The sequence below is a fragment of the uncultured Anaerococcus sp. genome (genome assembly GCF_963510915.1).
GTDB lineage: Bacteria > Bacillota > Clostridia > Tissierellales > Peptoniphilaceae > Anaerococcus.
The window spans coordinates 1-25,120 of sequence record NZ_CAUPHG010000017.1; the positions used below are offsets into that span (position 1 = coordinate 1).

The 25,120-nt window shown below is 31.0% G+C and carries 28 protein-coding genes; 5 read left to right on the forward strand and 23 right to left on the reverse strand.

Features of this window, described 5'->3' with window-relative positions; all coding sequences use genetic code 11:
• Window positions 1-68 precede the first annotated feature (68 nt).
• The 3 genes from epsC (at window position 69) to RQ893_RS02635 (ending at window position 3,645) form a co-directional block, all read left to right on the forward strand.
• On the forward strand, window positions 69-596 hold the full coding sequence (gene epsC / locus RQ893_RS02625) for a serine O-acetyltransferase EpsC (RefSeq protein ID WP_311481496.1): 528 nt from the start codon (window positions 69-71) through the stop codon (window positions 594-596).
• A gap of 125 nt (window positions 597-721) precedes the next feature.
• Complete coding sequence (gene rny / locus RQ893_RS02630; protein ID WP_311481522.1) at window positions 722-2,263, forward strand: ribonuclease Y; 1,542 nt, start codon at window positions 722-724, stop codon at window positions 2,261-2,263.
• Window positions 2,264-2,655: 392 nt separating this feature from the next.
• On the forward strand, window positions 2,656-3,645 hold the full coding sequence (locus RQ893_RS02635; protein WP_311481497.1) for a tyrosine recombinase XerC: 990 nt from the start codon (window positions 2,656-2,658) through the stop codon (window positions 3,643-3,645).
• A 45-nt stretch (window positions 3,646-3,690) separates the two neighbouring features.
• On the opposite strand, the gene RQ893_RS02640 is transcribed toward RQ893_RS02635, so the two are convergent.
• The 6 genes from RQ893_RS02640 to dut form a co-directional block, all read right to left on the reverse strand.
• Window positions 3,691-4,968: a methionine gamma-lyase family protein gene (locus RQ893_RS02640; protein WP_311481498.1), complete on the reverse strand. Its 1,278-nt coding sequence runs from the start codon at window positions 4,966-4,968 to the stop codon at window positions 3,691-3,693.
• Window positions 4,958-5,905, reverse strand: a complete 948-nt coding sequence (miaA, locus tag RQ893_RS02645; protein ID WP_311481499.1) for a tRNA (adenosine(37)-N6)-dimethylallyltransferase MiaA — start codon at window positions 5,903-5,905, stop codon at window positions 4,958-4,960. Before miaA ends, RQ893_RS02640 begins: the two co-directional genes overlap by 11 nt.
• Complete coding sequence (mutL, locus tag RQ893_RS02650; protein ID WP_311481500.1) at window positions 5,895-7,670, reverse strand: DNA mismatch repair endonuclease MutL; 1,776 nt, start codon at window positions 7,668-7,670, stop codon at window positions 5,895-5,897. Before mutL ends, miaA begins: the two co-directional genes overlap by 11 nt.
• Window positions 7,670-10,279: a DNA mismatch repair protein MutS gene (gene mutS, locus RQ893_RS02655; RefSeq protein WP_311481501.1), complete on the reverse strand. Its 2,610-nt coding sequence runs from the start codon at window positions 10,277-10,279 to the stop codon at window positions 7,670-7,672. The genes mutL and mutS overlap by 1 nt, the downstream gene beginning before the upstream one ends.
• Window positions 10,280-10,335: 56 nt before the next feature.
• Window positions 10,336-10,752 carry a hypothetical protein gene (locus tag RQ893_RS02660; RefSeq protein ID WP_311481502.1) on the reverse strand — a complete coding sequence of 139 codons (417 nt, stop codon included), beginning with the start codon at window positions 10,750-10,752 and terminating at the stop codon, window positions 10,336-10,338.
• Between the two features lie 110 nt (window positions 10,753-10,862).
• Entirely contained in the window at window positions 10,863-11,297 is a 435-nt protein-coding gene (gene dut / locus RQ893_RS02665; RefSeq protein WP_311481523.1) for a dUTP diphosphatase, read from the reverse strand.
• Window positions 11,298-11,375: 78 nt separating this feature from the next.
• Between dut and pepT the strand changes: the two genes are divergently transcribed.
• Window positions 11,376-12,596 (forward strand): peptidase T, encoded by a 1,221-nt coding sequence (pepT, locus tag RQ893_RS02670; RefSeq protein WP_311481503.1) that lies wholly within the window; start codon window positions 11,376-11,378, stop codon window positions 12,594-12,596.
• Window positions 12,597-12,676: 80 nt separating this feature from the next.
• A complete protein-coding gene (locus tag RQ893_RS02675) occupies window positions 12,677-12,907 on the forward strand; it encodes an elastin-binding protein EbpS (protein WP_311481504.1) in 231 nt (76 codons plus the stop codon).
• 35 nt (window positions 12,908-12,942) lie between these two features.
• Here the strand turns inward: RQ893_RS02675 and RQ893_RS02680 are convergent, their stop codons facing one another.
• The 17 genes from RQ893_RS02680 to RQ893_RS02760 all read right to left on the reverse strand — a co-directional run.
• Window positions 12,943-14,178: a U32 family peptidase gene (locus tag RQ893_RS02680; RefSeq protein WP_311481505.1), complete on the reverse strand. Its 1,236-nt coding sequence runs from the start codon at window positions 14,176-14,178 to the stop codon at window positions 12,943-12,945.
• Complete coding sequence (locus RQ893_RS02685; RefSeq protein ID WP_311481506.1) at window positions 14,168-14,806, reverse strand: O-methyltransferase; 639 nt, start codon at window positions 14,804-14,806, stop codon at window positions 14,168-14,170. Before RQ893_RS02685 ends, RQ893_RS02680 begins: the two co-directional genes overlap by 11 nt.
• Entirely contained in the window at window positions 14,793-16,469 is a 1,677-nt protein-coding gene (locus RQ893_RS02690) for a ribonuclease J (protein WP_311481507.1), read from the reverse strand. The genes RQ893_RS02685 and RQ893_RS02690 overlap by 14 nt, the downstream gene beginning before the upstream one ends.
• A complete protein-coding gene (locus RQ893_RS02695; protein WP_311481508.1) occupies window positions 16,469-16,909 on the reverse strand; it encodes a Fur family transcriptional regulator in 441 nt (146 codons plus the stop codon). Before RQ893_RS02695 ends, RQ893_RS02690 begins: the two co-directional genes overlap by 1 nt.
• A complete protein-coding gene (locus RQ893_RS02700) occupies window positions 16,899-17,141 on the reverse strand; it encodes a DUF1292 domain-containing protein (protein ID WP_311481509.1) in 243 nt (80 codons plus the stop codon). Before RQ893_RS02700 ends, RQ893_RS02695 begins: the two co-directional genes overlap by 11 nt.
• A complete protein-coding gene (ruvX, locus tag RQ893_RS02705; protein ID WP_311481510.1) occupies window positions 17,134-17,553 on the reverse strand; it encodes a Holliday junction resolvase RuvX in 420 nt (139 codons plus the stop codon). Before ruvX ends, RQ893_RS02700 begins: the two co-directional genes overlap by 8 nt.
• Window positions 17,546-17,806: an IreB family regulatory phosphoprotein gene (locus tag RQ893_RS02710; protein WP_311481511.1), complete on the reverse strand. Its 261-nt coding sequence runs from the start codon at window positions 17,804-17,806 to the stop codon at window positions 17,546-17,548. The genes ruvX and RQ893_RS02710 overlap by 8 nt, the downstream gene beginning before the upstream one ends.
• Before the next feature lie 3 nt (window positions 17,807-17,809).
• Window positions 17,810-20,428 carry an alanine--tRNA ligase gene (gene alaS / locus RQ893_RS02715; RefSeq protein ID WP_311481512.1) on the reverse strand — a complete coding sequence of 873 codons (2,619 nt, stop codon included), beginning with the start codon at window positions 20,426-20,428 and terminating at the stop codon, window positions 17,810-17,812.
• A 9-nt stretch (window positions 20,429-20,437) separates the two neighbouring features.
• Window positions 20,438-20,839: an Rrf2 family transcriptional regulator gene (locus tag RQ893_RS02720; protein WP_311481513.1), complete on the reverse strand. Its 402-nt coding sequence runs from the start codon at window positions 20,837-20,839 to the stop codon at window positions 20,438-20,440.
• Between the two features lie 8 nt (window positions 20,840-20,847).
• Window positions 20,848-21,492, reverse strand: coding sequence for a DUF655 domain-containing protein (locus tag RQ893_RS02725; RefSeq protein WP_311481514.1), 645 nt, complete (start codon window positions 21,490-21,492; stop codon window positions 20,848-20,850).
• 27 nt (window positions 21,493-21,519) lie between these two features.
• Complete coding sequence (gene rsfS, locus RQ893_RS02730; protein ID WP_311481515.1) at window positions 21,520-21,828, reverse strand: ribosome silencing factor; 309 nt, start codon at window positions 21,826-21,828, stop codon at window positions 21,520-21,522.
• On the reverse strand, window positions 21,803-22,387 hold the full coding sequence (gene yqeK / locus RQ893_RS02735) for a bis(5'-nucleosyl)-tetraphosphatase (symmetrical) YqeK (protein WP_311481516.1): 585 nt from the start codon (window positions 22,385-22,387) through the stop codon (window positions 21,803-21,805). The genes rsfS and yqeK overlap by 26 nt, the downstream gene beginning before the upstream one ends.
• Window positions 22,380-22,976 (reverse strand): nicotinate (nicotinamide) nucleotide adenylyltransferase, encoded by a 597-nt coding sequence (gene nadD / locus RQ893_RS02740; RefSeq protein ID WP_311481517.1) that lies wholly within the window; start codon window positions 22,974-22,976, stop codon window positions 22,380-22,382. Before nadD ends, yqeK begins: the two co-directional genes overlap by 8 nt.
• Entirely contained in the window at window positions 22,976-23,260 is a 285-nt protein-coding gene (locus RQ893_RS02745) for a YhbY family RNA-binding protein (protein ID WP_311481518.1), read from the reverse strand. The genes nadD and RQ893_RS02745 overlap by 1 nt, the downstream gene beginning before the upstream one ends.
• Before the next feature lie 8 nt (window positions 23,261-23,268).
• Window positions 23,269-24,549: a GTPase ObgE gene (obgE, locus tag RQ893_RS02750; RefSeq protein WP_311481519.1), complete on the reverse strand. Its 1,281-nt coding sequence runs from the start codon at window positions 24,547-24,549 to the stop codon at window positions 23,269-23,271.
• Between the two features lie 54 nt (window positions 24,550-24,603).
• Window positions 24,604-24,885 (reverse strand): 50S ribosomal protein L27, encoded by a 282-nt coding sequence (gene rpmA, locus RQ893_RS02755; protein WP_311481520.1) that lies wholly within the window; start codon window positions 24,883-24,885, stop codon window positions 24,604-24,606.
• Window positions 24,882-25,120, reverse strand: a 239-nt coding sequence (locus RQ893_RS02760) for a ribosomal-processing cysteine protease Prp (RefSeq protein WP_311481521.1), incomplete at its 5' end; no start/stop codon positions are given. The genes rpmA and RQ893_RS02760, both read right to left, overlap by 4 nt.

Genomic DNA, 25,120 nt, shown 5'->3' on the forward strand with positions numbered 1-25,120 from the left:
AGGGAAAGTTGTAGTAACAGTTTTACCAGATACTGGTGAAAGATATCTATCAACTGAATTATACGAAAATGATCAGTTATAATGAATACAAAGATGAATTAATAAAAAGCGCACTAGAACATGACCCGGCACTTAAAAGCGAAGAGGAAGCTATCCGCTTTTCTGCTGGTATAAAAGCCTTATTATCTCATTATATTGCTCACAACCTGTATCTAGAGGGAAAACTTTATGAAGCTCAGGAAATCGCCTATAAATCAAGAATGGAAACTGGAATAGAAATCCATCCGGGAGCTAAAATTGGTCGTAGGTGCTATATTGACCATGGTATGGGTGTGGTCATAGGAGAGACAGCAGAAGTTGGCGATGATGTTTTGATGTACCATTCAGTGACCTTAGGCGCTATAACCAAAAAAAAAGTTAAAAGACATCCAAGCGTAGGTAATAGAGTTATGATTGGAGCTGGTGCAGTCTTATTAGGAAATATAAAAATAGGGGATGACTGCAAAATAGGCGCAAATTCTGTTGTTTTATCAGATGTGCCAAATGATTCTACTGCTGTAGGATCGCCAGCTAAAATAATCCCACACAAAAAGTAGTTAAGTCTACTTTTTTTATTTGCGAAAATATGAAAACTATTTCGTATAATTATAATTAAATGGTATAATAATAGGGGAATGTTAAAAATTTCCATATTATTGGAGGTGATATGATGTTAAATAATATGAATCCAATTGTTGTTCTCATCATAGTTGTCGCCTTCGTATTGTTAGCTTTTTATTTTGGCTATCTTTATCGTAAGAAAATTGGAGAATCTGTAATAGGTGGAGCTGAAAATTTGAGCAGGCAAATTATAGATGATGCCAATAAACAAGCAGAAGCATTGAGAAGAGAAACATTAATCGATGCTAAAGATGAAATTTCAAAATTGAAATCTGAAAATGAAGAAATGCTAAATCAAGCAAGAAATGACCTTAATAAAAGAGAAGCTCGCTTGATTAAGAAAGAAGAAAGTTTAGACAATCGATCTTTATTGATTGACAAAAAGTCTGATCAAATCTCTAGTGATCAGAAAAAGTTGAAACAAAAAGAAGAGAAAATTGACAAGTTAATAGAACAACAAGAGTTGGAATTACAAAATATCGCTGGACTAACTAATAATGAAGCTAAAGAAATAATTTTAGCTAGAGTTAAATCTGAAACAATTCATGAATCAGCTAGGATGATTAAAGAAGCTGAAGAAAAAATCAAAGCGGAAAGTAAAAAAATGGCGACAGAAATTCTGGCTACAACTATTCAAAGGTTTGCACCAGAAATTGTTGCTGAAAATACTGTATCTGTTATATCACTACCTAATGACGAGATGAAAGGTCGTATAATAGGTCGTGAAGGTCGTAATATCAGAGCTTTTGAACAAGCAGCTGGTGTTGACCTTATTATTGACGATACCCCAGAAGCAGTTGTTATATCCTGTTTTGAGCCAGTAAGACGTGAAATTGCAAAGGTAGCCTTAGAAAAATTAATTCAAGATGGAAGAATAAATCCTTCTAGAATTGATGAAATGCTTCAAAAGGCAAGTGATGAAGTTGAGGCAAGAATAATTGAAGATGGTGAGGCCGCTGCTGAAACTGTTGGAATTATAAACTTACATCCTCAATTAATACGACTAATCGGAAAGATGAAATTTAGAACATCTTATGGTCAAAATATCTTAAAACATTCAGTAGAGGTTGCTCTTCTTGCTGGAATGCTCGCAGATGAAATTGGCGCAGATAGTCAACTTGCTAAACGTGGTGGCTTACTTCATGATTTAGGTAAGGCAATAGATCAAGAACAAGAAGGAACCCATGTGGCACTTGGTGTAGAAGCAGCAAGTAAATATGGCGAAAATAAGTATGTTATTAATGCCATAGAGTCCCACCATGGTGATGTTGAGCCAAATTGTGTGGAATCTATTCTAGTTCAAACTGCAGATGCTATTAGCGCTGCAAGACCAGGAGCTAGACGAGAAAGCCTAGAAAATTACATTAAGAGACTTGAAAACCTTGAAGGAATTGCAAATTCTTTCGATGGTGTAGAAAAATCATTTGCTCTACAAGCTGGTAGAGAATTAAGAATCCTGGTTAAACCTGAAAAAATTTCTGATGATGAAATGGTTGTAATTGCTAGAGAAATTGCAAAGAAAATTGAAAATGAATTAGAATATCCAGGTGAAATAAAAGTAAACTTACTAAGAGAGTCCAAAGCGATAGATTATGCGAAATAAGAACTAATTAAGCTGCCATTGTATTAATGGTAGCTTTTTAAATTTTATATAAAGGTATAAATACACCATTAAAAATATAAAAAAGCTTAAAACGTAAAACAATGCGATGAACTTTGATTGGAAAAGATAAAATTAAGGTATTAGAATTAAAAGTCACCGGATTAAAAAATGTGAAATAAACGCAATTAAAATTAAGAATTAAATTAGAAAATCAACCTTCAACATATTTATTTAATTTATGCGGAAGGAATATGCAACAAAAAATTATTGCACAAAATAATAATTTTGTGCAATAAATTGTATTTTTAATTAGGAAGAGTATAATTTTAATGAATTCATCAGAAATGTTGAATGTCACAACTTTGAAGGAATTTTTGCATACGGAGAATTTTATGGAAGAATTTATTAGACCACTCTTATTAAATGACTACTTAAATTATTTGAAGTCGATTAAAGGTCTTTCAGAATCTACAATTAAAGAATACGCTTATGATCTTGAAATGTTTATTGAGTATCAGATAATAAGAAAAATTTATAATAATAATGAAGAAAACTATAAACAAGGTTTTGACTATAAAAAAGTAAATTTCTTTATTGATAATAAATTTTTTGAAAAACTTACAATACAAGATTTCTATGCCTTTCTTTCTTATTTGGATAATAGTAAAAACGACTCAGCCACTACTAGGTCTAGGAAAATTTCAGCTTTAAAGTCTTTCTATAAATATATGTATAGTGAGATTGAGGTAATTAATACAAATATTGCTGATAAGCTTAGAAACCCTAAAATAAGCCAAAGACAACCTGTTTATCTAACCTTGAGCGAGACAGAAAAGCTTCTTGAAACTATAAGTTTTGAGAAAAATCCTTTTCTCAAGGCAAGAGACCTAGCAATTGTCTTTACATTTTTAACAACCGGAATGAGACTTTCTGAGCTTGTTTCTATCGATTTATCAGATGTAAATAACGACAGATTCAATATTATTGGTAAAGGAAATAAAGAACGAACAGTATATTTGACAAAAAACTGCCAAGACCTTATTAATAACTATATTGTAATTAGGTCAGAATACCTTAGAGATTCAAGTGTCAATGCCCTATTTATTTCCACCAGAAAAAAACGTATTTCAAACAGAGCTGTCCAATCTACGATTGAAAAATACTTGGCTAAGGCAGGTTTTGATACAAGTATTTATTCAACCCATAAACTCAGACATACAGCAGCTACTTTAATGTATAAGTATGGAGATGTTGATATTAGAGCTTTAAAAGACATTTTAGGTCACGCTTCGGTATCTACAACTCAAATCTACACTCACTTAGATGATGAAGATCTAAAAAATGCTGTAAATAAAAACCCTCTATCTGATTTAAAATTTTAATTTAAAAATCGTTCTAAGATTAGATAATTAGAACGATTTTTATTTTTATACGAAGTTATTTTTTGTGAACCTATTTAGCACGATTTTTAAAGCGAGTTTTCCATGGTAGTAGTTAAGGCCACCTTGTAGATATGCCATATAAGGTTTTCTTAATGGTCCATCAGCGGATAATTCTGAAGTCGCTCCTTCTACAAAGCCCCCTGCTGCCATAATCACTGGATCTTCATAGCCTGGCATTGGATAAGCTTCTGGTACAAAGGTTGAATCGACTGTACAGGCTTCTTGAATTGCCTTGCAGAAAGTTTTCAATTTTTCTGGGTCATTTAATTTTATTGCAAGGATAACATCTGATCTTGGGTCATCTAGTTTTGGTATTACATCGTAGCCTAGTTTACTAAAGACACTTGAGAATAATAAAGCGACCTTTAACGCTTCCTTAACTACATGTGGTGCAAAATAAAGTCCTTCTACAACTAACCTATTGGTGCCGAAGCTTAGTCCTTCATCCTTTCCAATTCCTGGTGCTGTAAGGCTGTTAGCGCAATATTCGATAAGATCTTTTCTTCCACTAATATAGCCTCCAGTTATTGCAATTCCACCACCAAGATTTTTAATAAGCGATCCTGCTACAATGTCGGCGCCAATTTCTATCGGTTCTCTTGTTTCTGTGAACTCCCCGTAACAGTTATCAATGAAAATTATTACATCTTTTGAGACTTGTCTAATTTCATTTATAGCTCTTTGTATTTCGTCTATAGTAAAGGCTCTTCTTTGAGTGTATCCGGTTGACCTCTGAATTAGAACAACTTTTGTATTTTCACTAATTTTTTCTTTAATTTTTCCGTACTGGATTTTGTTATTAGAATCAAGTTCTAGCTTATCATATAATATTCCTTTTTCAAGTAAGGTTCCTTTTTTGTTTCCAGCGATACCTATTACTTGTTGCATGGTATCGTATGGGTCATTAGTTATGGATAGGAGCTTATCTCCGTGGTTTAAAAGAGAGAACAAGACGATTGATAAGGCGTGAGTACCTGATACTATTGAAGGTCTTACAAGGCTATCTTCCGCTTTAAATATCGAAGAAAATATTCCCTCTAAGGTATCTCGACCTGTATCCGCATAGCCATAACCAGTGGCGGAGAAAAAATCAGATGATTGGAGAGAATTTTTATTAAAGGCTTTCATAACCTTTAATTGGTTAAATTCTGCGATTTCTTCGTGAATCCTAAATATTTCAGATAATTCGTTTTCTGATTCTCTTATTAAGTCGTCATACCTATCGTCTATATCATAATTTTTATAAATTTCATTAAAATTCATACATTCCCTTTATTAAATCTTCTATTACAATTGTAGCGTCTTCTTTATTTAAGTCATCCATTATTATTTCTCTAGTAAAAGGATAGTCTAAATATCTTTTCATCCAGGTAATTTGTCTTTTCGCATACCTTCTAGTATTTCTTTGAATAAGGCTAATCATCTCATCAAGGCTAATTTCACCTCTAATATAAGGGAATATTTCTTTATAACCAATAGCAGCCATAGATTGAGAATTTTCATTGAGCTTATATTTTTCAATTAAATATTTAAACTCATCTATGAGTCCAAGAGTAATCATATCATTTACCCTATCATTTATTCTGTTATAGAGAATTTGCCTATTTTTATAATTAAGGAAAAATAATATAGGATCAATATTTTTGTTTAAAACCCTTTCGCCTGTTCGTTTTGCTGATGGTTTTTCACCAGTAATTTCGTATATTTCTAATGATCTTATAATCCTATTAACTTCATTTGGATGGTAGATTTTTGCTGTTTCTTCGTCAACATCTTTAAGTTTGTCATATAAGAATTTATTTCCATAAGTTTCTTTAAGATTTTGAAGTTTATTTCTAATGCTTTCATCTTTTTTTACTTGCCCATAATTCATATTGAATAATAGAGAATCGATATAAAAACCTGTTCCACCTGTTACAATAGGCATAATAAATCTTGAATTTAAAATCGAAATAATTTCTTCTGCTTTCTTTTTAAAGTCGTCAACCGTAAATTCTTCATTTGGTCTTACAACATTTATCAGATGGTGGTATATATAATCGGTATCCATGACCTTGTTAGTACCAATATCCATTTCAGAATAAACCTGTTGGCTGTCAGCAGATATTATTTCTCCTTCAATTTTTTTTGCTATATTTATTGCTATATCACTTTTGCCGCTTGCTGTTGGTCCAGTGATTATAATAAATTTATCTTTCAAAATATTTCTCCAAATCTTTATCTTCTAATGAAATAATGGTTGACTTACCATCATAGGTCTTGTATGGATTATCTTCCTTCATTAGTTTTTTATAAAGTTCTACTGCCTCATTTTTATTAATTTCATGCCCTTTTCTAAAGGATAGACTTTTGACTATCTTTCTTAATTTATTTATTAACAGTCCCTCATCAAGATTTTTGTCAAGATCCAATATATCATAGAAAAAATTATTATCTTCTGGGATGTCAAAAATCATAGGCATTTCTCTAATAATTAGTGACCTATCAGATAGTAATTCTATATCAAAACCTAGACTCTCAAATAAATCTTCCTTGGCTTGAAATCTTGATAAATCAAGTATATTTAGGTTAATAATAATAGGGTTTAAAATTAATTGCCTACTAACTTCTTTGTTTTTAAAATCTCTTATAAATTCGCTCATTTTAATCTTTTCTTCGGCTTTTCTGTGATCTAGAATATAGACCCTATCTTTATCCTCAAAAATGGAGTACCTTTTAAAAATAGAAGCTTTATAAGCAGGTATGTCTATATCTTTTATGAACGATTTTTCTTTTCTGAATTCATCATAATTTAAAAAATCTAAATCTAAAGTATTAGTATTTTTAAAAAAATCGTCACTTTCATTTTCTTTATCATAAGGTTTCTCATCTTCTCTAACAACCATATCAGCTGGTGAATATTTATCAAGAATAGCTTTATAATCAGTAAAATCTAAAATTTTTTCTTCTTTTTTTTCATTAAAATCAATAGAATTCATTTCATCATTTGATTTTATAATGTTTTTTACGCTTTTACATAATAAGTCTAATAATTCATCTTCGTAGGAATACTTTACAAATTTTTTATTTGGATGAATATTTACATCTATGTTCTTAGGCGATGTGTAAATAAATATAAAAAATGCAGGAAATCTTCCTTGGGGTATAAGGCCTTGGTATTGACTTTCGATGATATTTGTTATTTCTTCATCTTCTATTAGTCTATCATTTATATAGATATACTGCATTGACCTATTGCCCCTATAATATGTTGGAAGACCAATCTCGCCTTCTATCCTGTAAGACTTATTTTGGGAATTTAAATCAACTAGATTTTCTTCAAGTAGACTATCCAATAAGTCAGAAATCCTAAGTTTTAAATTTAGTTTAGGATTTGACTGAAATTGAACCCTATCATCTTTTATATATTTAAAGGCAATATCTTTATATCCAATAGCAAAAGCGTACATAAGTCTGGTTATTTTATTAGCTTCAGATATATCAGATTTTAAAAACTTCCTTCTTGCAGGCATATTATAAAATAATTCTTCAACAATAATACTAGTACCCTTATTAGTAGCTATTGAAGATTTCGCTCTTTCTTTGCCGGTAAGATCAAGTTTTATGCCAATTTCATCTTCTTCTGTTTTAGAAATTGCTACTACTTTGCTTACAGAAGATATACTAGGAAGTGCCTCACCTCTAAATCCAAGAGATCCTATTGTATAAAGGTCATCAAACTTTGATATTTTACTTGTGGCATGTTTCTCAAAAGCAAGTTCAATATCTTCTTTTGCTATTCCTCCACCATCGTCTGTAACCCTAATATAAGATTTTCCGCCATTTTTAATCTCTACTGTAATATTCTTACTTCCTGCATCTACAGAATTTTCAACTAACTCCTTTATAATAGAAAGTGGCGATTCTATAACTTCGCCAGCAGCGATTTTATCTACTGTATCTTTATCTAATTTTATAATTGACATTATATCTCCCCAATTCTTTCTATAAGGATGTTTAGCTGGTTCATGGCTTCTAGAGGTGTTAATTCATTAATATTAATCTTACCTGCCAAGTTTTTAAGGATATTTATTTTCTTGTCCTTAATATCATCAAGAGAATTTTTGATTTCTGCACTTTTATTTACATCAAAAAATTCTTCATTTGAAAGTTTTTGCATGATATTTTTAGCGTTATCAAGGATTTCATCTGGAAGTCCACTTAGTTTTGCTACTTCAATTCCATAAGACCTATCAGATTTGCCTTTCGATATTTTCCTTAAAAAGACTAAGTTGCTATTTTCTTCTAGTATTTCTATTTTTAAGTTTTTAACATTATTAAGTTCATTTTCAAGAACGGTTAATTCATGAAAATGAGTTGCAAAAACAGTTTTTACTTTTTTATGTTTTGATAAATATTCTACTAGTGCCATGGCAATACTAAGCCCATCATCAGAACTTGTTCCCCTGCCAACTTCATCAAGTATAACAAAAGATTTTTCGCTTGCATTTTTAATTATGTTTGAAACTTCATTCATTTCGAGCATAAAAGTTGATTCGCCCTTGGAGATATTATCGCTAGCACCAATTCTTGAGAAAATTTTATCACAAATACCAATTTTTGCACTTCTCGCAGGAACAAAACAACCTATCTGGGCCATGATAATAATTAAAGCCATCTGCCTCATATATGTTGATTTACCAGCCATATTGGGACCTGTGATTATTTGAATAAGATTATTATCTTCTCCTATATCAGTGTCATTAGAAATAAATTCATTTTCATCAAGATTTAATTCGATAACTGGGTGTCTCCCATCTTTAATTTGTATAATATTAGATTCATTTATGTCAGGTCTACTATATGAATTTTTTCTGGCAATCTTAGCAAAGGAATTTAGACTATCAATATTTGCAATCATTTTAGATAGGCTCTGGAGTCTAATTGTTGAGTCTAGTATTTTTTCGATAACTTTATTAAAAATATCATATTCTAATTGATTAATTCTTTCCCTACCATTTAAAATCATAGACGATATATTTTCAAGTTCTTCGGTTGTATATCTTTCCTGATTTTTTAAAGTTTGTTTCCTAATATATGATGAGTCTATCTTGTCAATATTACTCTTAGTAACTTCTATTGAATATCCGTTATTTTTATTATAGATAACCTTTAAATTTTTGATTCCTGTTATTTCTCTTTGTTTTTTTTCATATTCAATTAGCTGTCCTTGTGCGTTATCAGATAAGTTTTTTAGATCATCAAGGATTTTATCATAACCATTTTTTACTAGACAACCCTCAGTTATATTTATAGGTGGTTCATCAACTATAGATTTATCAATCAAATCATAAATATCTTCAGTGCCTGGTAAATTAGTACCAAGATTTTTTAATAATTCATTATTGGCTTTTGTAAGTAAATCTTTAAGTTTAGGAATATCTCTAAGTGAATTTTTTAGAGAAATTAAGTCCCTTGCATTTGCACGTTTATAAGATATTTTTGCTAGGATTCTCTCGAGATCATACACATTATCTAATAAGTTTGAAATATTTCTTGATAGAATACTATCCTTATAAAATCCATCTACAAGATCTAATCTCCTATTAATTTTTTCTATATCTACTAGTGGTCTTTCTAGCCAGTCGTGAATCATTCTTGAGCCCATTACTGTATCTGCCTTATCAAGAATATAAATAAGAGAGTTATCTTTGTTATTTGTAGCCAAGTTTCTCGTTAATTCTAGATTTTTTCTTGTATTGGCTTCTATTTCCATAAATTCATTAATTTTAAGAATTTCGATACTGTTTATATGATCTAACTTCTCTTCATAATATTTATAAATATAATCTAAGAGATTTGCCAAAGCTACTATTATAAGTCTTTTATCTTTAATTTTACAGAGATTATCCTTACCCAAATAATTATTAATAGTTTTCACTCTGTTTTCGTAATCAGTTGTGAAATCAATATAGTTAATAAATATGTTATTGTTTAGGTTCAGATATTTTTTAATACCTTTATTATCAAAATTACTTGTGAGAACTAATTCAGAAGGGTTGATTTTTTCAATTTGATCAATAGCTTTTTTTCCTATATTTTGACTTAGAGTCTTTATTTCAAGACCAACAAGTTTACCTGTAGAAATATCACAATAAGCCATTGCTAAACCATATTCATTTTCAAAAATAGATAAAAGATAGTTATTTTCTTTTTTATCAAGACTTTCCATGTCTGTTAGGGTTCCAGGTGTAATTACCCTTGTAATAGCCCTTTTAACTAAGCCCTTAGCTTCTCTTGGGTCTTCAATTTGGTCGCATAAGGCAACTTTATAGCCTTTTTTAACAAGTCTATTTACATAAGTGTCAATTACATGATGAGGTACTCCACACATAGGAGCCCTATCAATATGACCACATTCTTTACCGGTAAGAGTTAAAGAAAGGACCTTAGCAGTTATAATCGCATCATCAAAAAAAGTTTCGTAAAAATCCCCAACCCTATATAATAATATGGAATCTTTAAAATCATTTTTAACATCTACATAATGCCTAAGCATCGGTGTCAATTTTTCATATTTAAATTTATTGGTCATCATTCACCTATTCTTTTTACTAAAAAATAAACTGTCACAGTTAAGTAACAGCCTATTTATTGAATATTAAGAGTTTTTACATTTGTTATCCAGCTATTGGCATTCTTAGTTGTTGTATCTATTACAACTAAAGTTCCATAGGATGGATTATATTCTACAATTGGCTCGCCATCGATTTTATAAACTAAATATACTCTATCAACTTCTAAGGCAATTGACATAGGGAACCTATTTGAATTACCATCAGAATCTTCAATTGATATTACAGGTCTCTCTCTTAGATTAAAATCTAAACTACCTATGAGTTTTTCAAGAGAAACACCTTCAATCTTGACTTTTTCTAGACCGTTATTAATATAAACTTCCTTCTTACTGCCAGCCTTCTTTTTCAATTCCTTTATTGAGTATGATTTTATTTCATCACCATTTCCCTTAATCACAATTATATCATTATCATATTTAGCCATATTCATATTATCTAGTCTAGATTTTAATAATATGCATATTGGAATCAATGCTATGATAAAGATTGCGAATAAGAATAAATTATATTTATTTTTCTTTACAAATTTATTCATAAAACTTATTTACCAGTAGATCCAAAGCCACCTTCACCTCTCACGCTGGTGGAAAGTTCGTCAACTTGTCGAATCTCACATTTCATATATGGTTGGATAATTAGTTGGGCAAGCCTATCTCCATTTTCTATAACTTGGCTTTCATCACCATAATTATAGAAAAATATCATCAGTTCTCCCCTATAATCCGAATCAATTATTCCTACTGTATTTGCAAGCATAAGATGTTTTTTTACACCGGTTGATGATCTAGGATACACTGCTCCAAAATATCCATCTGGAATTTCCACATGAACACCAGTATGAATCTTAATTGTTTCATTAGGTTTTATAATTAAATTCCCATCACATTTGCAATATAAATCGATCCCTGCAGAATTATCTGTTGCATATGTAGGGCATTGTCCGTTTGTTTTTATTTTTAAAATATTTTCTTTCATTTCACTCACCTTCTAAATTAATATACCAATTTTAGCCCCACTTTACAATTGCAAGTATAATATAAGCAAGGAGTGTATATGGATAATTTAACAAAACGTTTTTTAAAGTATATTTCATTTGATACTAAAAGTGACCCAGAAAAAGGAGAACAACAAAAGCCTTCTACTGAAGGCCAATTAGTCCTAGCTAAAGAGTTGAAGAATGAACTAGAAGATTTTGGTTTAAAAGCAGAGATTAATGCAGAAGGCTTTGTATTTGCAAAAATACCTGCAAATTCTGATAAAAATTTGCCAATAATTGGATTTATATCTCACATGGATACCTCTCCAGAGATGTATGGAAAAATTGATAATCCACAGATAATAAATTATCAAGGTGGTGATATAAAGCTAAACGAAGAAAAATCAATTAAGGTCGATGAGTTTCCTTACCTAAATAAATTAATAGGGACAACTCTCATCACCACTAGGGGTGAATCCCTTTTGGGGGCTGATGATAAAGCTGGAATATCTGCAATTATGAATGCTGTTGAGTATATAGTTAATAATCCTGATTTTAAACACGGTGAAATTTGTATTGCTTTTACTCCTGATGAGGAAATAGGAACAGGCTGTGATACTTTTGATGTTAAAAAATTTGGAGCAGACTTTGCCTATACAATCGATGGAGGTATTCTTGGTGAACTTGAGTATGAATCATTTAATGCAGCTGATGCTAAAATAACAATACATGGCAAATCTATTCATCCAGGTTCAGCTAAAAACATAATGATTAACTCTATAACAGTCGCAAATGAATTTGATAGGTTATTAGGTTCTGTAAGGCGTCCTGAGCACACAGAGGGCTATGAGGGATTTTTCCATCTATTAAGCATTAATGGTGATATAGAAACTACTAAAATGGAATATATTATTCGCGACCATGATAGAGATACTTTTGAAAAAATGAAAGAAGAAATACAAAATAATGCTGAGTATTTAAATACAAAATATGGCAACATTGTAGAAGTCAAAATTTCCGATAGTTATTATAATATGGGTGATGTTATAAAAGACCACATGGATATTGTTAATTATGCTAAGCAAGCTATGGAAAATCTTGATATAAAACCTCTCATAAGCCCTATTAGAGGAGGTACAGATGGTTCAAAACTATCTTTCATGGGACTTCCATGTCCAAACATTTTCACAGGCGGGATGAATTTCCACGGTGTATATGAGTTGATTCCAATAGAGCATATGAAAAAATCAAGTAAGGTCGTACTTGAGATAATAAAATTAGTAGAAGAATCAAAATAAGAAAATGATTGTAATATTTTTCCATTTATAGTATTATAGATATATAAGTAGTGCATAAATCAATTATAGAAGGAGAAATTATGACAAATCAAAAAATTTCAAACGACAATCAATACAGAGGAAACGATGAACTTGATAAAAAAATCAGAGAAGATAACAAGGAAAACGGCAGCGAATCTCTAGATAAAAAACTAGGTCCTGATCAAGAAAATCTTAGATCAATCACCGACGAAGCTGACGAAAACTCTAATGTTGGAGCAGAAGCAAGAAGAACAAGAGCTGATTTCTCTGAAAATCCATCAGAAGACTAAAATAATTGCAAAAGCTAGCCATTTGGCTAGCTTTTTTAATCTTGTATTTTTTTTCTAAGGATGTCGCCTTTCTCTAATGGCAACTCAATTTTGATTTTCAAAATTTGCTTTGGTTTGTTAGCAATTTCTACCTCATCTCCATTTTCGTCTTCCATATGGTCTACAGTTATGGTGTAAAAATCTTTGCTATTTCCAAATATTTCAATCTCATCACCCTTAAAAAATCTATTCCTTTGTTCTATTGTAGCAAGTTTAGATTCTTCATCATAATCTTTAACTACACCTATAAAGTCATAGTTTCTTATATAAGAAGATGTTGTGTATATTTGATCATTTTCATTTGTTTTATTATAGAAAAATCCCTTTGTAAAATACCTATGGCTTGCCTTACTTATTTCATCAAAATATTTTTTACTTATTGCTGGACTAAAATTACCTTCATAATAACTATCAATAACTTGTCTATATGATCTAATTACTGTAGCTACATAAAAAGGAGTCTTCATCCTTCCTTCTATCTTAAAACTATCAATTCCAGCTTCAATCAACTTATCTACTTCATCAATTAGGCAAAGGTCTTTAGAATTCATGATGAAAGTACCACCTTGGCTATCTTCCTCAATTGGAAAATATTCTCCAGGTCGAGTTTCTTCTTGAAGAGAATATTTCCATCTGCAAGGTTGAGCGCAATCTCCCCTATTAGCATCACGACCAGCCATATAGCTAGATAAGAGACATCTACCAGAATATGAAATGCACATAGCTCCATGGATAAAACATTCTATCTCCATATCCTTTGGTGTATTTTTTCTAATCTCAGTTATTTCTTCTAAGGATAGTTCACGTGCAAGAATTACTCTCTTAGCTCCCATATCATGCCAAAAATTAACTGTTGCTGAATTAGTTACTGAGGCTTGAGTTGATATGTGAAGATCAATATTGGTGTGTTTTTTTGCTAGAGCAAATATACCAGGATCAGAGATTATAAGCGCATCTATACCAAGAGTATTGAGGTTTTCTAAGTATTCCACAATTCCATTCATGTCCCCGTCATGAGGCATGATATTCATTGTAACATGTACCCTAACATTTCTTTCGTGTGCATAAGCAACAGCTTTTTTTAACTCATCATTATCAAAATTTTTCGCATTTGCTCTTAAACCAAAATTATCTCCAGCAAGATAAACAGCGTCTGCACCAAACTTAATGGCAGTTATTAATTTTTCAAAATCCCCAGCGGGGGCAAGTAATTCCACTTTTTTATCTATCATTATCTCTCCTAACACTTAAAGTAAGTCCATCACCTATGGGAATTACAGATGTAGTAAAGTCTTCTAAATCTGTTATATAGGCTAAGAAATTCCTAAGTCTTTTTACTAAAGTATTCTTTCTTTTTTCCATTATATCATCATTGCAAACTTCGCCCCTAAAAAGAACATTATCTGCAATTATTATTCCACCCTTGTTAAGTAATTTGCTCGCCATTTTAAAATAATCTAGGTATCTAGATTTATTTGCATCTATGAAAACAAAATCAAAGCCTTGATTAATATTTCTCAAGGCTTTCATTGCGTCATCATTAATTAAATTGACTTTTACATTATATTTTTTGAAATTTTCCTTAGCGATCTCAGCTGTAGCTTTATTTAATTCAATAGTTGTAATGTCTGCTCCTGTATATTTACTAAAACATAGAGCTGAATAACCAATTGCGGTACCAATTTCTAAAATATTTTTTGGTTTTGCTACCATAAGGATGCTAATAATCAGCTCCTTAGTCTGACTATTCATTATAGGGACATCATTTGCTATAGCGTATTTTCTTATATCAACAAAATCAGTATCGTTAAGCAAATCTTCTATAAAAAGGGATGTATAATTATAATTAATATTTCCCATCTTCTATCTCTGATATTACTGGTAGAATCATAGGATCTCTACCTAGTTCATTATATATATATGATTTTAAATCTTCTCTTATTTGATATTTAATTTGGCTTAGAGCCTTTATATCTTGCTTCTTACATTTATTGATTGACCTTAGGACAATATCCTTAGAGTTTTCGATTATATCTTGGTTTTCTTTAACATAAACAAATCCACGTGATACAATTTCTGGGCCTGCTAATAGTTCTTGGGTGTGCCTATCAAATGTGATAGATACTACCATTAGACCATCTTCTGACAAGTGTTTTCTGTCTTTAAGGACAATATTGCCAACGTCACCAATACCAGAACCGTCTACTAGCACATTACCTGCTTGCACTTTTCCTTTTATACCTGCAGTTTTTTTTGTAAACTCAATTATATCTCCATTTTCACATAAAAATATATTTTCTTTAGGCTGACCCATATCCTGTGCGATGTCAGCATGTTTTTGTAATTGCCTAATTTCTCCATGGGCAGGAATTAAATATTTTGGTGTGATTAGTTGGTACATCAATTTGATTTCTTCTTGGCAAGCGTGGCCTGAAGCGTGGACTTTCTCAAGTGATGAATAAATAATTTTACAACCTATTTTTGTTAAATTATTTATTGTAGTATTAATTGCCATTTCGTTACCAGGTATGGCAGATGATGATAATATTACCATATCTGTTTTGTTAAGACTTATCTGTCTATGTTCATTATTTGCCATCCTAGTTAGCGCACTTAGTGGCTCCCCTTGTGTACCAGTTGATAGAATTACAAGCTCATCGTCAGCATATTTTTTTATTGCTTTCATATCAATTAAGGTATTCTTTTTGATTTTTAAATATCCTAATTCATTAGCAATCCTAACATTATTGAGCATAGATCTACCTGATAGGGCAACTTTTCTGTTATATTTTTCAGCTGCTGTAATAATTTGTTGGACTCTGTGAAGGTTTGATGCAAAAGTTGCAACTATAATTCTAGACTTAGCTTGGCCAAATATTTTTACAAAAGTTTCTCCAACAACTTTTTCACTTAGAGAAAATCCTTCTCTTTCTACGTTTGTAGAATCAGCAAACAAAGCTAGTACACCTTTTTTTCCTAGCTCAGCTAATCTTTGGATATCTGTTGGATCATTATCTATTGGAGTAAAATCCATCTTGAAGTCACCTGTAAAGATGATTGTTCCTAATGGTGATTTTACAGCTATTGCACAAGCATCTGGAATAGAATGGCTAACTCTAATAAATTCAGCACTTAGACTGCCGGCTTTAACTGTATTATTGACATTAACCATCTTAATCTTATTAGGATTAAGTCCATGCTCTTTAAACTTATTTTCAAGAAGACCCTTAGTAAGTTTAGAACAATATACATTTGTATCAACATTCTTTAAAAAATAAGGTATTGCGCCCACGTGATCTTCGTGACCGTGGGTAACAAAAATGCCCCTAAGTTTATTTTTGTTTTCTTCTACATAAGTAAAATCTGGAATGACAATATCTACCCCTAACATCTCTGCATCAGGAAAAGTTAGACCACAGTCTATCATTATCATATCATTTCCATATTCAACTAGAGTACAGTTTTTACCTACTTCGTGTAATCCACCTATGGGAATTACTCTTAATTTTTTTTCATTTGTCATTATTTCTCCTTATTATTCTGACAATCGGAACAGATTCCATAGATTCTTAAAGAATAATAAGATAAATCAAAATTAAAATTTTCCTTTAGTGAATTTTTAACGTCTTCTACTGACAAAAATTCATCTTCTAATATTTTGCCACAAGAAGTACATATAATATGATCATGGTGATCACTTTCTGGATCAATTACCTCATAAGTATAAGCTTGATCAGTAAATTCTTGCTTATTAACTAAACCTAGTTCTTCAAAAATATTTAAAGTTCTATAAATAGTAGCTATTCCTACTTGTCTATGGTCCTGGTGGACTATAGAAAATAGCTGTTCTGGTGTCAGATGTTTTTCTGAAGAGTTTTTTAAAACATTATAAATCAATTCCCTTTGTTTAGTGAATTTTTGGTTGTTTTTTTCAAAAATCTTCCTTATTTCTTCACTGTTCATCATTATCCCTTTTCATTTCTTCATAAAATTCTATTATTTCATCTAGTTCATTTTGATCTTCAATGGTTTTGAAAGTTATAAGATCATCTGTATTAGTAACTTCTACAACCATAATCATGTCGTCACCAACTTCTTGGAGAGCGGCATAATTTTTCTCGTCTATTCCGAATGTATCTAATATATTAAACTCAACTTCATTATTATTTTCATCCAGTAAAAAGATACTATTCATTATTTCTCCTGTCTAAATAACTTTGCAATATAAAGCTAGCAGCAATTTTATCGATATGTTTTTTTCTATTTTCGCGTCTTACGTTCATATCTATAAGAACAGATTCTGACTGAACTGTTGTAAGTCTCTCATCTTCATATACGATTTCTGTATTTAATCTTTTTTTTATTAAATCAACAAAGCTTATGACCTTCATAGACTGAGGACCTATTGTATTATTCATATTTTTTGGCAATCCCACTACTATGATAGAAATATCATTTTGATTTACTATCTCTTCAATCCTATCGATATCAAATTTTGCTTTAGATCTTTTTATTGTTTCGTAAGGTTGGGCAGTTATAAACATAGTGTCGCTTATAGCGACACCAATTGTTTTATCCCCAACATCTATACCCATAATTCTAGCCATTGATGTAGTTATTTAATAATTCTTCTAAAATCTTATCTCTATCTACTGCTCTAATAAGCTTTCTAGCATTATTATGAGCGGTTATATAAGTTGGATCACCAGAAAGTAAATACCCTACTATCTGTGAATTTGGCTTATAACCTTTATCCTCCAAAGCCTTGTAAACTGTAGTAAGAATTTCTCTAATATCATTTTTTTCTATATCTTCTCTTTTGAAAAGCATAGTCTCATTAAGCTTATTATTATCAGTCATATCTTACTCCTTTATGATTTCATAAGCCCTATTAAGTGCTTCAGCTAAGGCAGATATATCACTTCCGCCCGCTTGGGCGAAATTTTTCTTACCGCCACCATTACCGCCTGTAATTTGGGCTATCTCCCTAACAATTTTTCCAGCATTATATTTATCAGTTAGCTTGTCATCAACAGATACAGTAAAGATTATCTTATCACTAACAGTAGCAAATATTATTATAAGATTATCGTATTCACTCTTAATTCTATTTTCAAGTTCACGCAATTCATCAATACTTACGTTGTCAAATTTTTCGATAAGCAAGTTGATGCCATTGATATTTTTAATTTTTGATTTAAGCTCGCTGTAAATATCTTTGTTAGATTGTGATTTTAATCTCTTAATTTCACTATCTTTCACAGTAATCTCTGATTTTAATGAATTGATTTTAGATGAGATGTTATTTACAGTTACATCTAAGCTTCTTGCAATATCTCTGATAGAATTTTCTTTATTAATTAAATCTTCATAAACCGCTCTACCAGTGATAGCTTCGATTCTTCTTACTCCAGCTGCTGCAGAAGTTTCTGATTTAATCTTAAAAATCAATACTTCAGCTGTATTATTTACATGACAGCCTCCACATAATTCTATTGAATAATCACCCATAGATACAACTCTTACAACATCTTTATACTTATCCTCAAACAATGCAACAGCACCTAGTTCTTCGGATTTCTTAAAGTCCATGTATTCTTTCTTTACTGGAAGTTGTTCTCTAATTTTTGAGTTAATTTCTTTTTCAATCTTAATTAAATCTTCGTGACTTATTGCTCTATTGTAAGTAAAATCAAATCTTAACTTATCTTCATCTACTAATGAACCTGCTTGTTTAATATTTTGTCCTAAAACTACTTTTAATGCCTTATCGAGTAAGTGGGTAGCAGAGTGATTTCTTTGAATATCAAGTCTTCTTTCAAGATTAATTACAAATTCAGCATCATCACCTTGGTTAAATTCACCTTCAATAACTTCAACGTAATGGAAAATTATATCATTTTTCTTTTGGACATCAACAACTCTTGCACATGCATTAGATGTTTTAATAAATCCTGTATCAGCAACTTCTCCGCCGCCTTCTGGATAAAATGAAGTTTTATTACTTATTATTATACCGTTGTTTGGTGCTTTTATCGAAGATTTCTCGTCATTATCTTCATAAATGGCAATAATTTTTGCATTAACATCGAATTTATCATAACCAAGAAATTCTGTTTTTTCTAAATGGTCAGTAAGTAGATTATCGTGTTTGTGCTTGTTGTCTACGTTCCTAGCATTTCTTGCAAGATTTCTCTGATTTTCCATTTCTTCTTCAAATTTACTTTCATCTACTTCTAGATTTTTATCTTCAAGAATTTCTTTAGTTAAATCTAAAGGAAAACCGTAAGTATCATATAGTTTAAATGCTTCGCTACCATCTAGCACTTTCTTGTTGTTTTTTTCCATTTCTGAAATCAAGTAATCAAGTTTATCCAAGCCTTGATTTATGGTTTTTTGGAACCTTTCTTCTTCTTCACTGATTACTTGATGAATGCTATCCATATTATCGATCAATTCGTCATATTCTACTTTATATGTCTCAATAACCTTATCAACGATTTTATTTAAGAATGGCCCCTCAATTCCTAATAGTTTTCCGTGTCTATAGGCTCTTCTAATTAGCCTTCTAAGTACATAGCCACGTTTCTCATTAGATGGTATAACCCCGTCAGATACTAGGAAGGTCATAGCTTTTGCATGGTCAGCAATTACCCTGATTGAAACGTCATCAGCTTTATTTGTCTTATAAGTCTTACCAGATAATTTTTCGATTTCAGAAATAATTTCTTTCATTACGTCTATTTCAAAAATATTATCTTTTCCTTGAAGAATCATAGCGATTCTTTCAAGTCCCATTCCAGTATCTATATTTGGATGACTTAAATTAGTATAGTTTCCTTGATTATCCTTATTAAATTGAGTAAATACCAAGTTCCACACTTCCATGAACCTATCAGAATCATCATTGCCTGGTTGGTTATCATTTTCATCAACTGCTCTTTCAGCGCCTCTGTCGACATATATTTCTGAACATGGACCACAAGGACCTACTTCTAATTCCCAGAAATTATCTTCCTTTCCTTGTCTTAAAATTCTTTCTGCTGGCATTCCTATTTCATCATGCCAAATATTGTAGGCTTCATCATCATCATGAAAAACAGTTACCCAAAGGTCCTCTTTGTTTATATCAAGTTTTTTTGTTAGGAATTCAAAAGCCCAGCTTATTGCTTCTCTTTTAAAATAATCTCCAAATGAGAAGTTTCCAAGCATTTCAAAAAATGTACCATGACGCTCAGTTTTACCAACTCTTTCAATATCACCAGTTCTTACACATCTTTGTGATGAAGTAGCTCTATTGTTTTTCATCTTTAGCTCGCCAGTAAAGTATTTTTTTAGTGGCGCCATACCAGCGTTAATTAATAAAAGAGTGTCGTCATCAATTGGTGTTAAAGGAAATGATTTTAGTACTGTATGATTTTTTTCATTTCCAAAAAATTCTAAATAGCTTTTTCGAAGCTCGTTCATTCCTAGGTTTTTCATTAGTTCTCCTTAAATTTCATGTTTAACAATATTTTCCAAAGTAATAGAATCTATAGCTGTATTTATTAGGTAGTCAAGTTTTGTGAATAAATCATAGGCATCACACTTATCATTGCAGTTAACCTTACCACTTACACATTCACTTGTTGTCATGTCTCCTTCTAGACTTCTTAGAATTTGACCTATTGTCACCTTATCTAAAGCTTTATTTATTTTATAGCCACCCTTTGGACCTCGGCTTGATTTAATCAAACCATCTTTTTTCAACGTTCTTACTAATTGTTCTAAATAATTTTCAGATAATTTTAATTTTTCACTTATTTCAGATACAGGTATAAAACCCTTATCTTGGTTTTCTGCTATATAACAAATTGCCCTTAACCCATACCTACCTCTAGTAGATAATTTCATATATACCCCTATACTGTAATTAAATCTTTCATTGCTTCAAAATACTTATCACCTATGCCGCTAACATTTTTTATATCTTCTATCTTTGTGAATTTCTTCTCTTTTCTATAATCTAGTATGGCTTGAGCCCTTTTTTCTCCGATATTTGGTAAAGTCATAAGCTCCTCCTTACTAGCCAAATTAATATTAATCTTATGGTTTGAAGAATTCTTCACATCAGTTGTAACTTCTCCAGCTGCTAGATTAGTATTATCAGCATTATTGCTTTGATTTTCATCAATATTAGGTATGTATATTTTCATCTGATCTTCTAATCTTAATGCAAGATTAATAGAATTAATATCAGCTTTATCGGTAAAACCACCAGCTCTTTTAACAAGATTATCTAACCTATCTCCGTCGTTTATATCATATACACCTGAGTTCTTAATTTCGCCAGATATATATACCTTCTTATCTTGACTAGATAAATCATCAGACGCTTCCTCTTTGTGAACATCGGTTTTTTCAGAAGATGTATTTGACATAATAATTTCATCTTCATTCCTATTTAGAAAATTTTTTAATCCACCATTTGAAAATAAATTCGCAATGAGAAAAGCTAAAAAAATTACTCCTGCAAATATGATTTTGTCTTTCCTATCCTTAGGCATAGTAACTCCTATAAAGGGTCAAAGTAATTAATTATCCCACAAATTGTCTAAATCATAAAACTTTCTTTGCTTTTGTGTAAAGATATGGATAATAATATCCCCTGCATCAATTAAAATCCACTCACCTTCTCTAAGTCCTTCCTTGGATAATAGTTTATATCCTTCTTTATACAGATCATCTTCTATATAATCTGCTAAGGCTCTAGTTTGGTTTATTGAATTACCTGTCGCTATTACAAAATAATCAGCAACTGAAGATTCTTCAAGCTTTATAACTTTGATATCTTCTGCTAGTTTATCCTCTAATGTTTTAACTATTATGTCTAATTTTTCCATTTTTCTCCTCAATCAAGTAATTTCTTGCTTCAAAGCTAAGGGGATTTATTATAGCTTTTTTACTAATTAAAAAGATAATATTATTATCTAAAAGAGCAAGCATGGCTTCATTTAAATTTTCAAAAGCATATTTTCGTATTTCAGCTATTCCTTCAAAGTTTCTATCCGGTTCTATAGCATCAGCTATGAAAATAATTTTTTCTAAATCAGTCATATTAGCCTTGCCTGTAGTATGGTATTTAATTGCTTCTAATATATCCTCATCGTATATATTATACACTTTTTTTGCTACTTCTGCTCCTAAAAAAGAATGAAGAACAGGATCTTTAATTGAACTTACAGGATAGGCTGAAAGCTTAATATTAAATTTATTTAGAAAGAATTCTTCATTATATTTAGCGCAATCATGTATAAGTCCAGCAAGGTATGCTTTTTTGGGATCTACATTAAATTTTTCAGCCATCTTACTAGCAGTATCCGCCACCCTCAAGCTGTGTTTATATCTTTTTTCTCCTATATAATCTTTTAATTTAGATTCTATATCAAATAAATCATTCATATAAGTTCCTATGTTTTATAATATAATCTACTTCGTCTTTAACGAGGTATTTTATACTCTTTAATTCTCTTGTTAGAGAACGGATAAGAGTCGATGATATGTTAATATTTAATATATTTATTAAAAATATATTGGGATTATCCTCACGAATACTTTCCACATACTTAACTAACGGACTATCTTTTCCTATCCCGTCTCTTGCAACTACGATAATATTATAACCTAAAATTGCCTTATAATTTCTCCAAGTGTGAATGGTCATGAAAGAATCTTCACCCATAATATAGAAAATATCATGGTTATTCATATTTTTCGAAAAATATTCTAAAGTTTCATGAGTATACCTAACTATATCGTTTGAGGATTCATAAGTGGATAGAATTATCTTGGGATTATCCTTAATAGCTTCCGCTACCATCTCTACCCTTATATCAGATTTAGTTTTAACTTTATTTTTTTTGTGGGGCGGGTTTGAACTTGGCAAGATAATAACCCTATCTAAATTCATCTCATTAATAGCAGCTTCTACCACAATTAGATGTCCAAGGTGTATCGGATCAAATGTCCCGCCATATAGACCTATTCTCATTATAAATTATAATAATTATTATCGTTTTTTCTATAGATAGTGAAAATTGAACCTATATGTGAAATAAATTCACAGTTTAATTTGTCAACTATTGTGTCAATAATATAATCAGCATCATCTAGGTTATTATTTAAAATTTTAATTTTAATAAGTTCCCTTGCTTCAAGTGCTTCATCTATAGCATTAAGCAGCTGATCAGATATAGATAATTTTCCAATGTTTATTATTGGCTTAAAGTCGTGTGCTTCTTGTTTAAGCATTGCTCTTTGTTTACCTGTTAACATACTTCCTCCTATTCATAATATTCAAAGACAATATCGCCAACGGCAACACTATCTCCGTCTTCTATTCCCATTTCTTTTAATTTATCAAATACTTCCATCTCTCTCAAGGTGGATTCGAAATAAATCATCGAATCATAATCATCAATATTTACTTTCTTCAATAGATTGTCTACCCTTTTTCCGTAAACAAGATAGATATCATTTTCTTTTTTGATATTCAAATCAAAATCAATTTCTTTATTGTAGAATTCATCTAAGAAGCCTTCATCTACTGTTTCATAAAGCCCAAATTCTTCTGCATTTGATTTTTCAAGTTCTTCTGTGACATAATCTATCATTTCTTTTATACCCATTGTAGTAGCTGCAGAAATTTTAAATATTTTATAGTCATTTCCAAATTCTTCTATAAATTTAGAAGCATTATCATTGCTATCTAGCTCTGATTTATTTAGGGCAACAATCATAGGCTTTTCGGACAATTTTTTATTATATAGGCTTAATTCAGTATTGATTAATTTGAAGTCTTCAATTGGATTTCTTCCTTCAAGGCCTGATATATCAACTAGATGGATTAAAACCCTACACCTTTCTATATGTCTTAAAAAGTCATGACCTAGTCCTGTCCCTTCACTCGCACCTTCAATAAGACCAGCTATATCTGCTACTATAAAGCTTCTTTCACGATCAACATTAACAACACCTAGGTTTGGATCTATTGTTGTAAAATGATAATTGGCAATTTTTGGTCTTGCTTTTGTTATAACGGACAGTAGTGTAGATTTACCTACATTTGGTAAACCAACAAGTCCGACATCTGCAAGAACTTTAAGTTCAAAAATAAGATTAATTTCCTGTCCTTTTTTACCTGATTCAGCAAATCTTGGAGCTTGCCTTACTGAATTTTTAAAATGAACGTTACCGCGTCCTCCCCTACCACCTTTAGCGATAAGAAATTCTTCGCCATCATTTTTCATATCTTTTATTATTGTATTTGATTCAGCTTCTCTTATTAATGTACCAACAGGTACAGGTATATAAAGGTCTTCACCTTTTTTTCCAAACTTTTTATTCTTGCCACCTTGTTCTCCATTTTCCGCCTTAAAATCCTTCTTGTACCTAAATTCATCAAGGGTTGAAAGATTTCGGGTAGCTTTTATAATAACTGAACCACCATCACCACCATCGCCACCAGCTGGGCCTCCAGTAGGTTCATATTTTTCTCTTCTCCAGGCGACAGCCCCATTACCACCATCGCCTGCCTTGATACTTATTTTCACAATATCAATCATATTTTTCCTTTCATAAAAAAAGGCTTGCCAAAGGCAAGCTTAATTTTTAATTAATTATTGTGCATAAACAGACACTTGTTTTCTGCTTTTGCCTTTTCTTTCGAATTTTACAACACCTTCACATGATGCATAAAGAGTGTCATCAGAACCTCTTTTTACATTGTTACCAGGGTGAATTTTTGTTCCTCTTTGTCTAACAAGGATTGTTCCAGCATTTACAAACTGACCATCAGCTCTTTTAACACCAAGTCTTTTTGCTCTTGAGTCTCTACCGTTTTTAGATGAAGAAACTCCCTTTTTACTTGAAAATCTTTGTAAATTAATGTTTATTATCATAATTTCTCCTTATATTTTAATTTAATATAGCTGTCATAATTACCTAAAAGTGTTTCTATACCAGTCTCAAAAAAATCAAATATAACATCTGTATCTCTGTCAGGATTTGCAATCTTTACTGACATTGTTATGTTATCATCATGAAAAATTACATCATTTGTATATTTGTCAAGACTATTTACACAGCTATAGGCAAGTATAGTTACAGCTGAACATACAAGGTCCTTGCCGTATT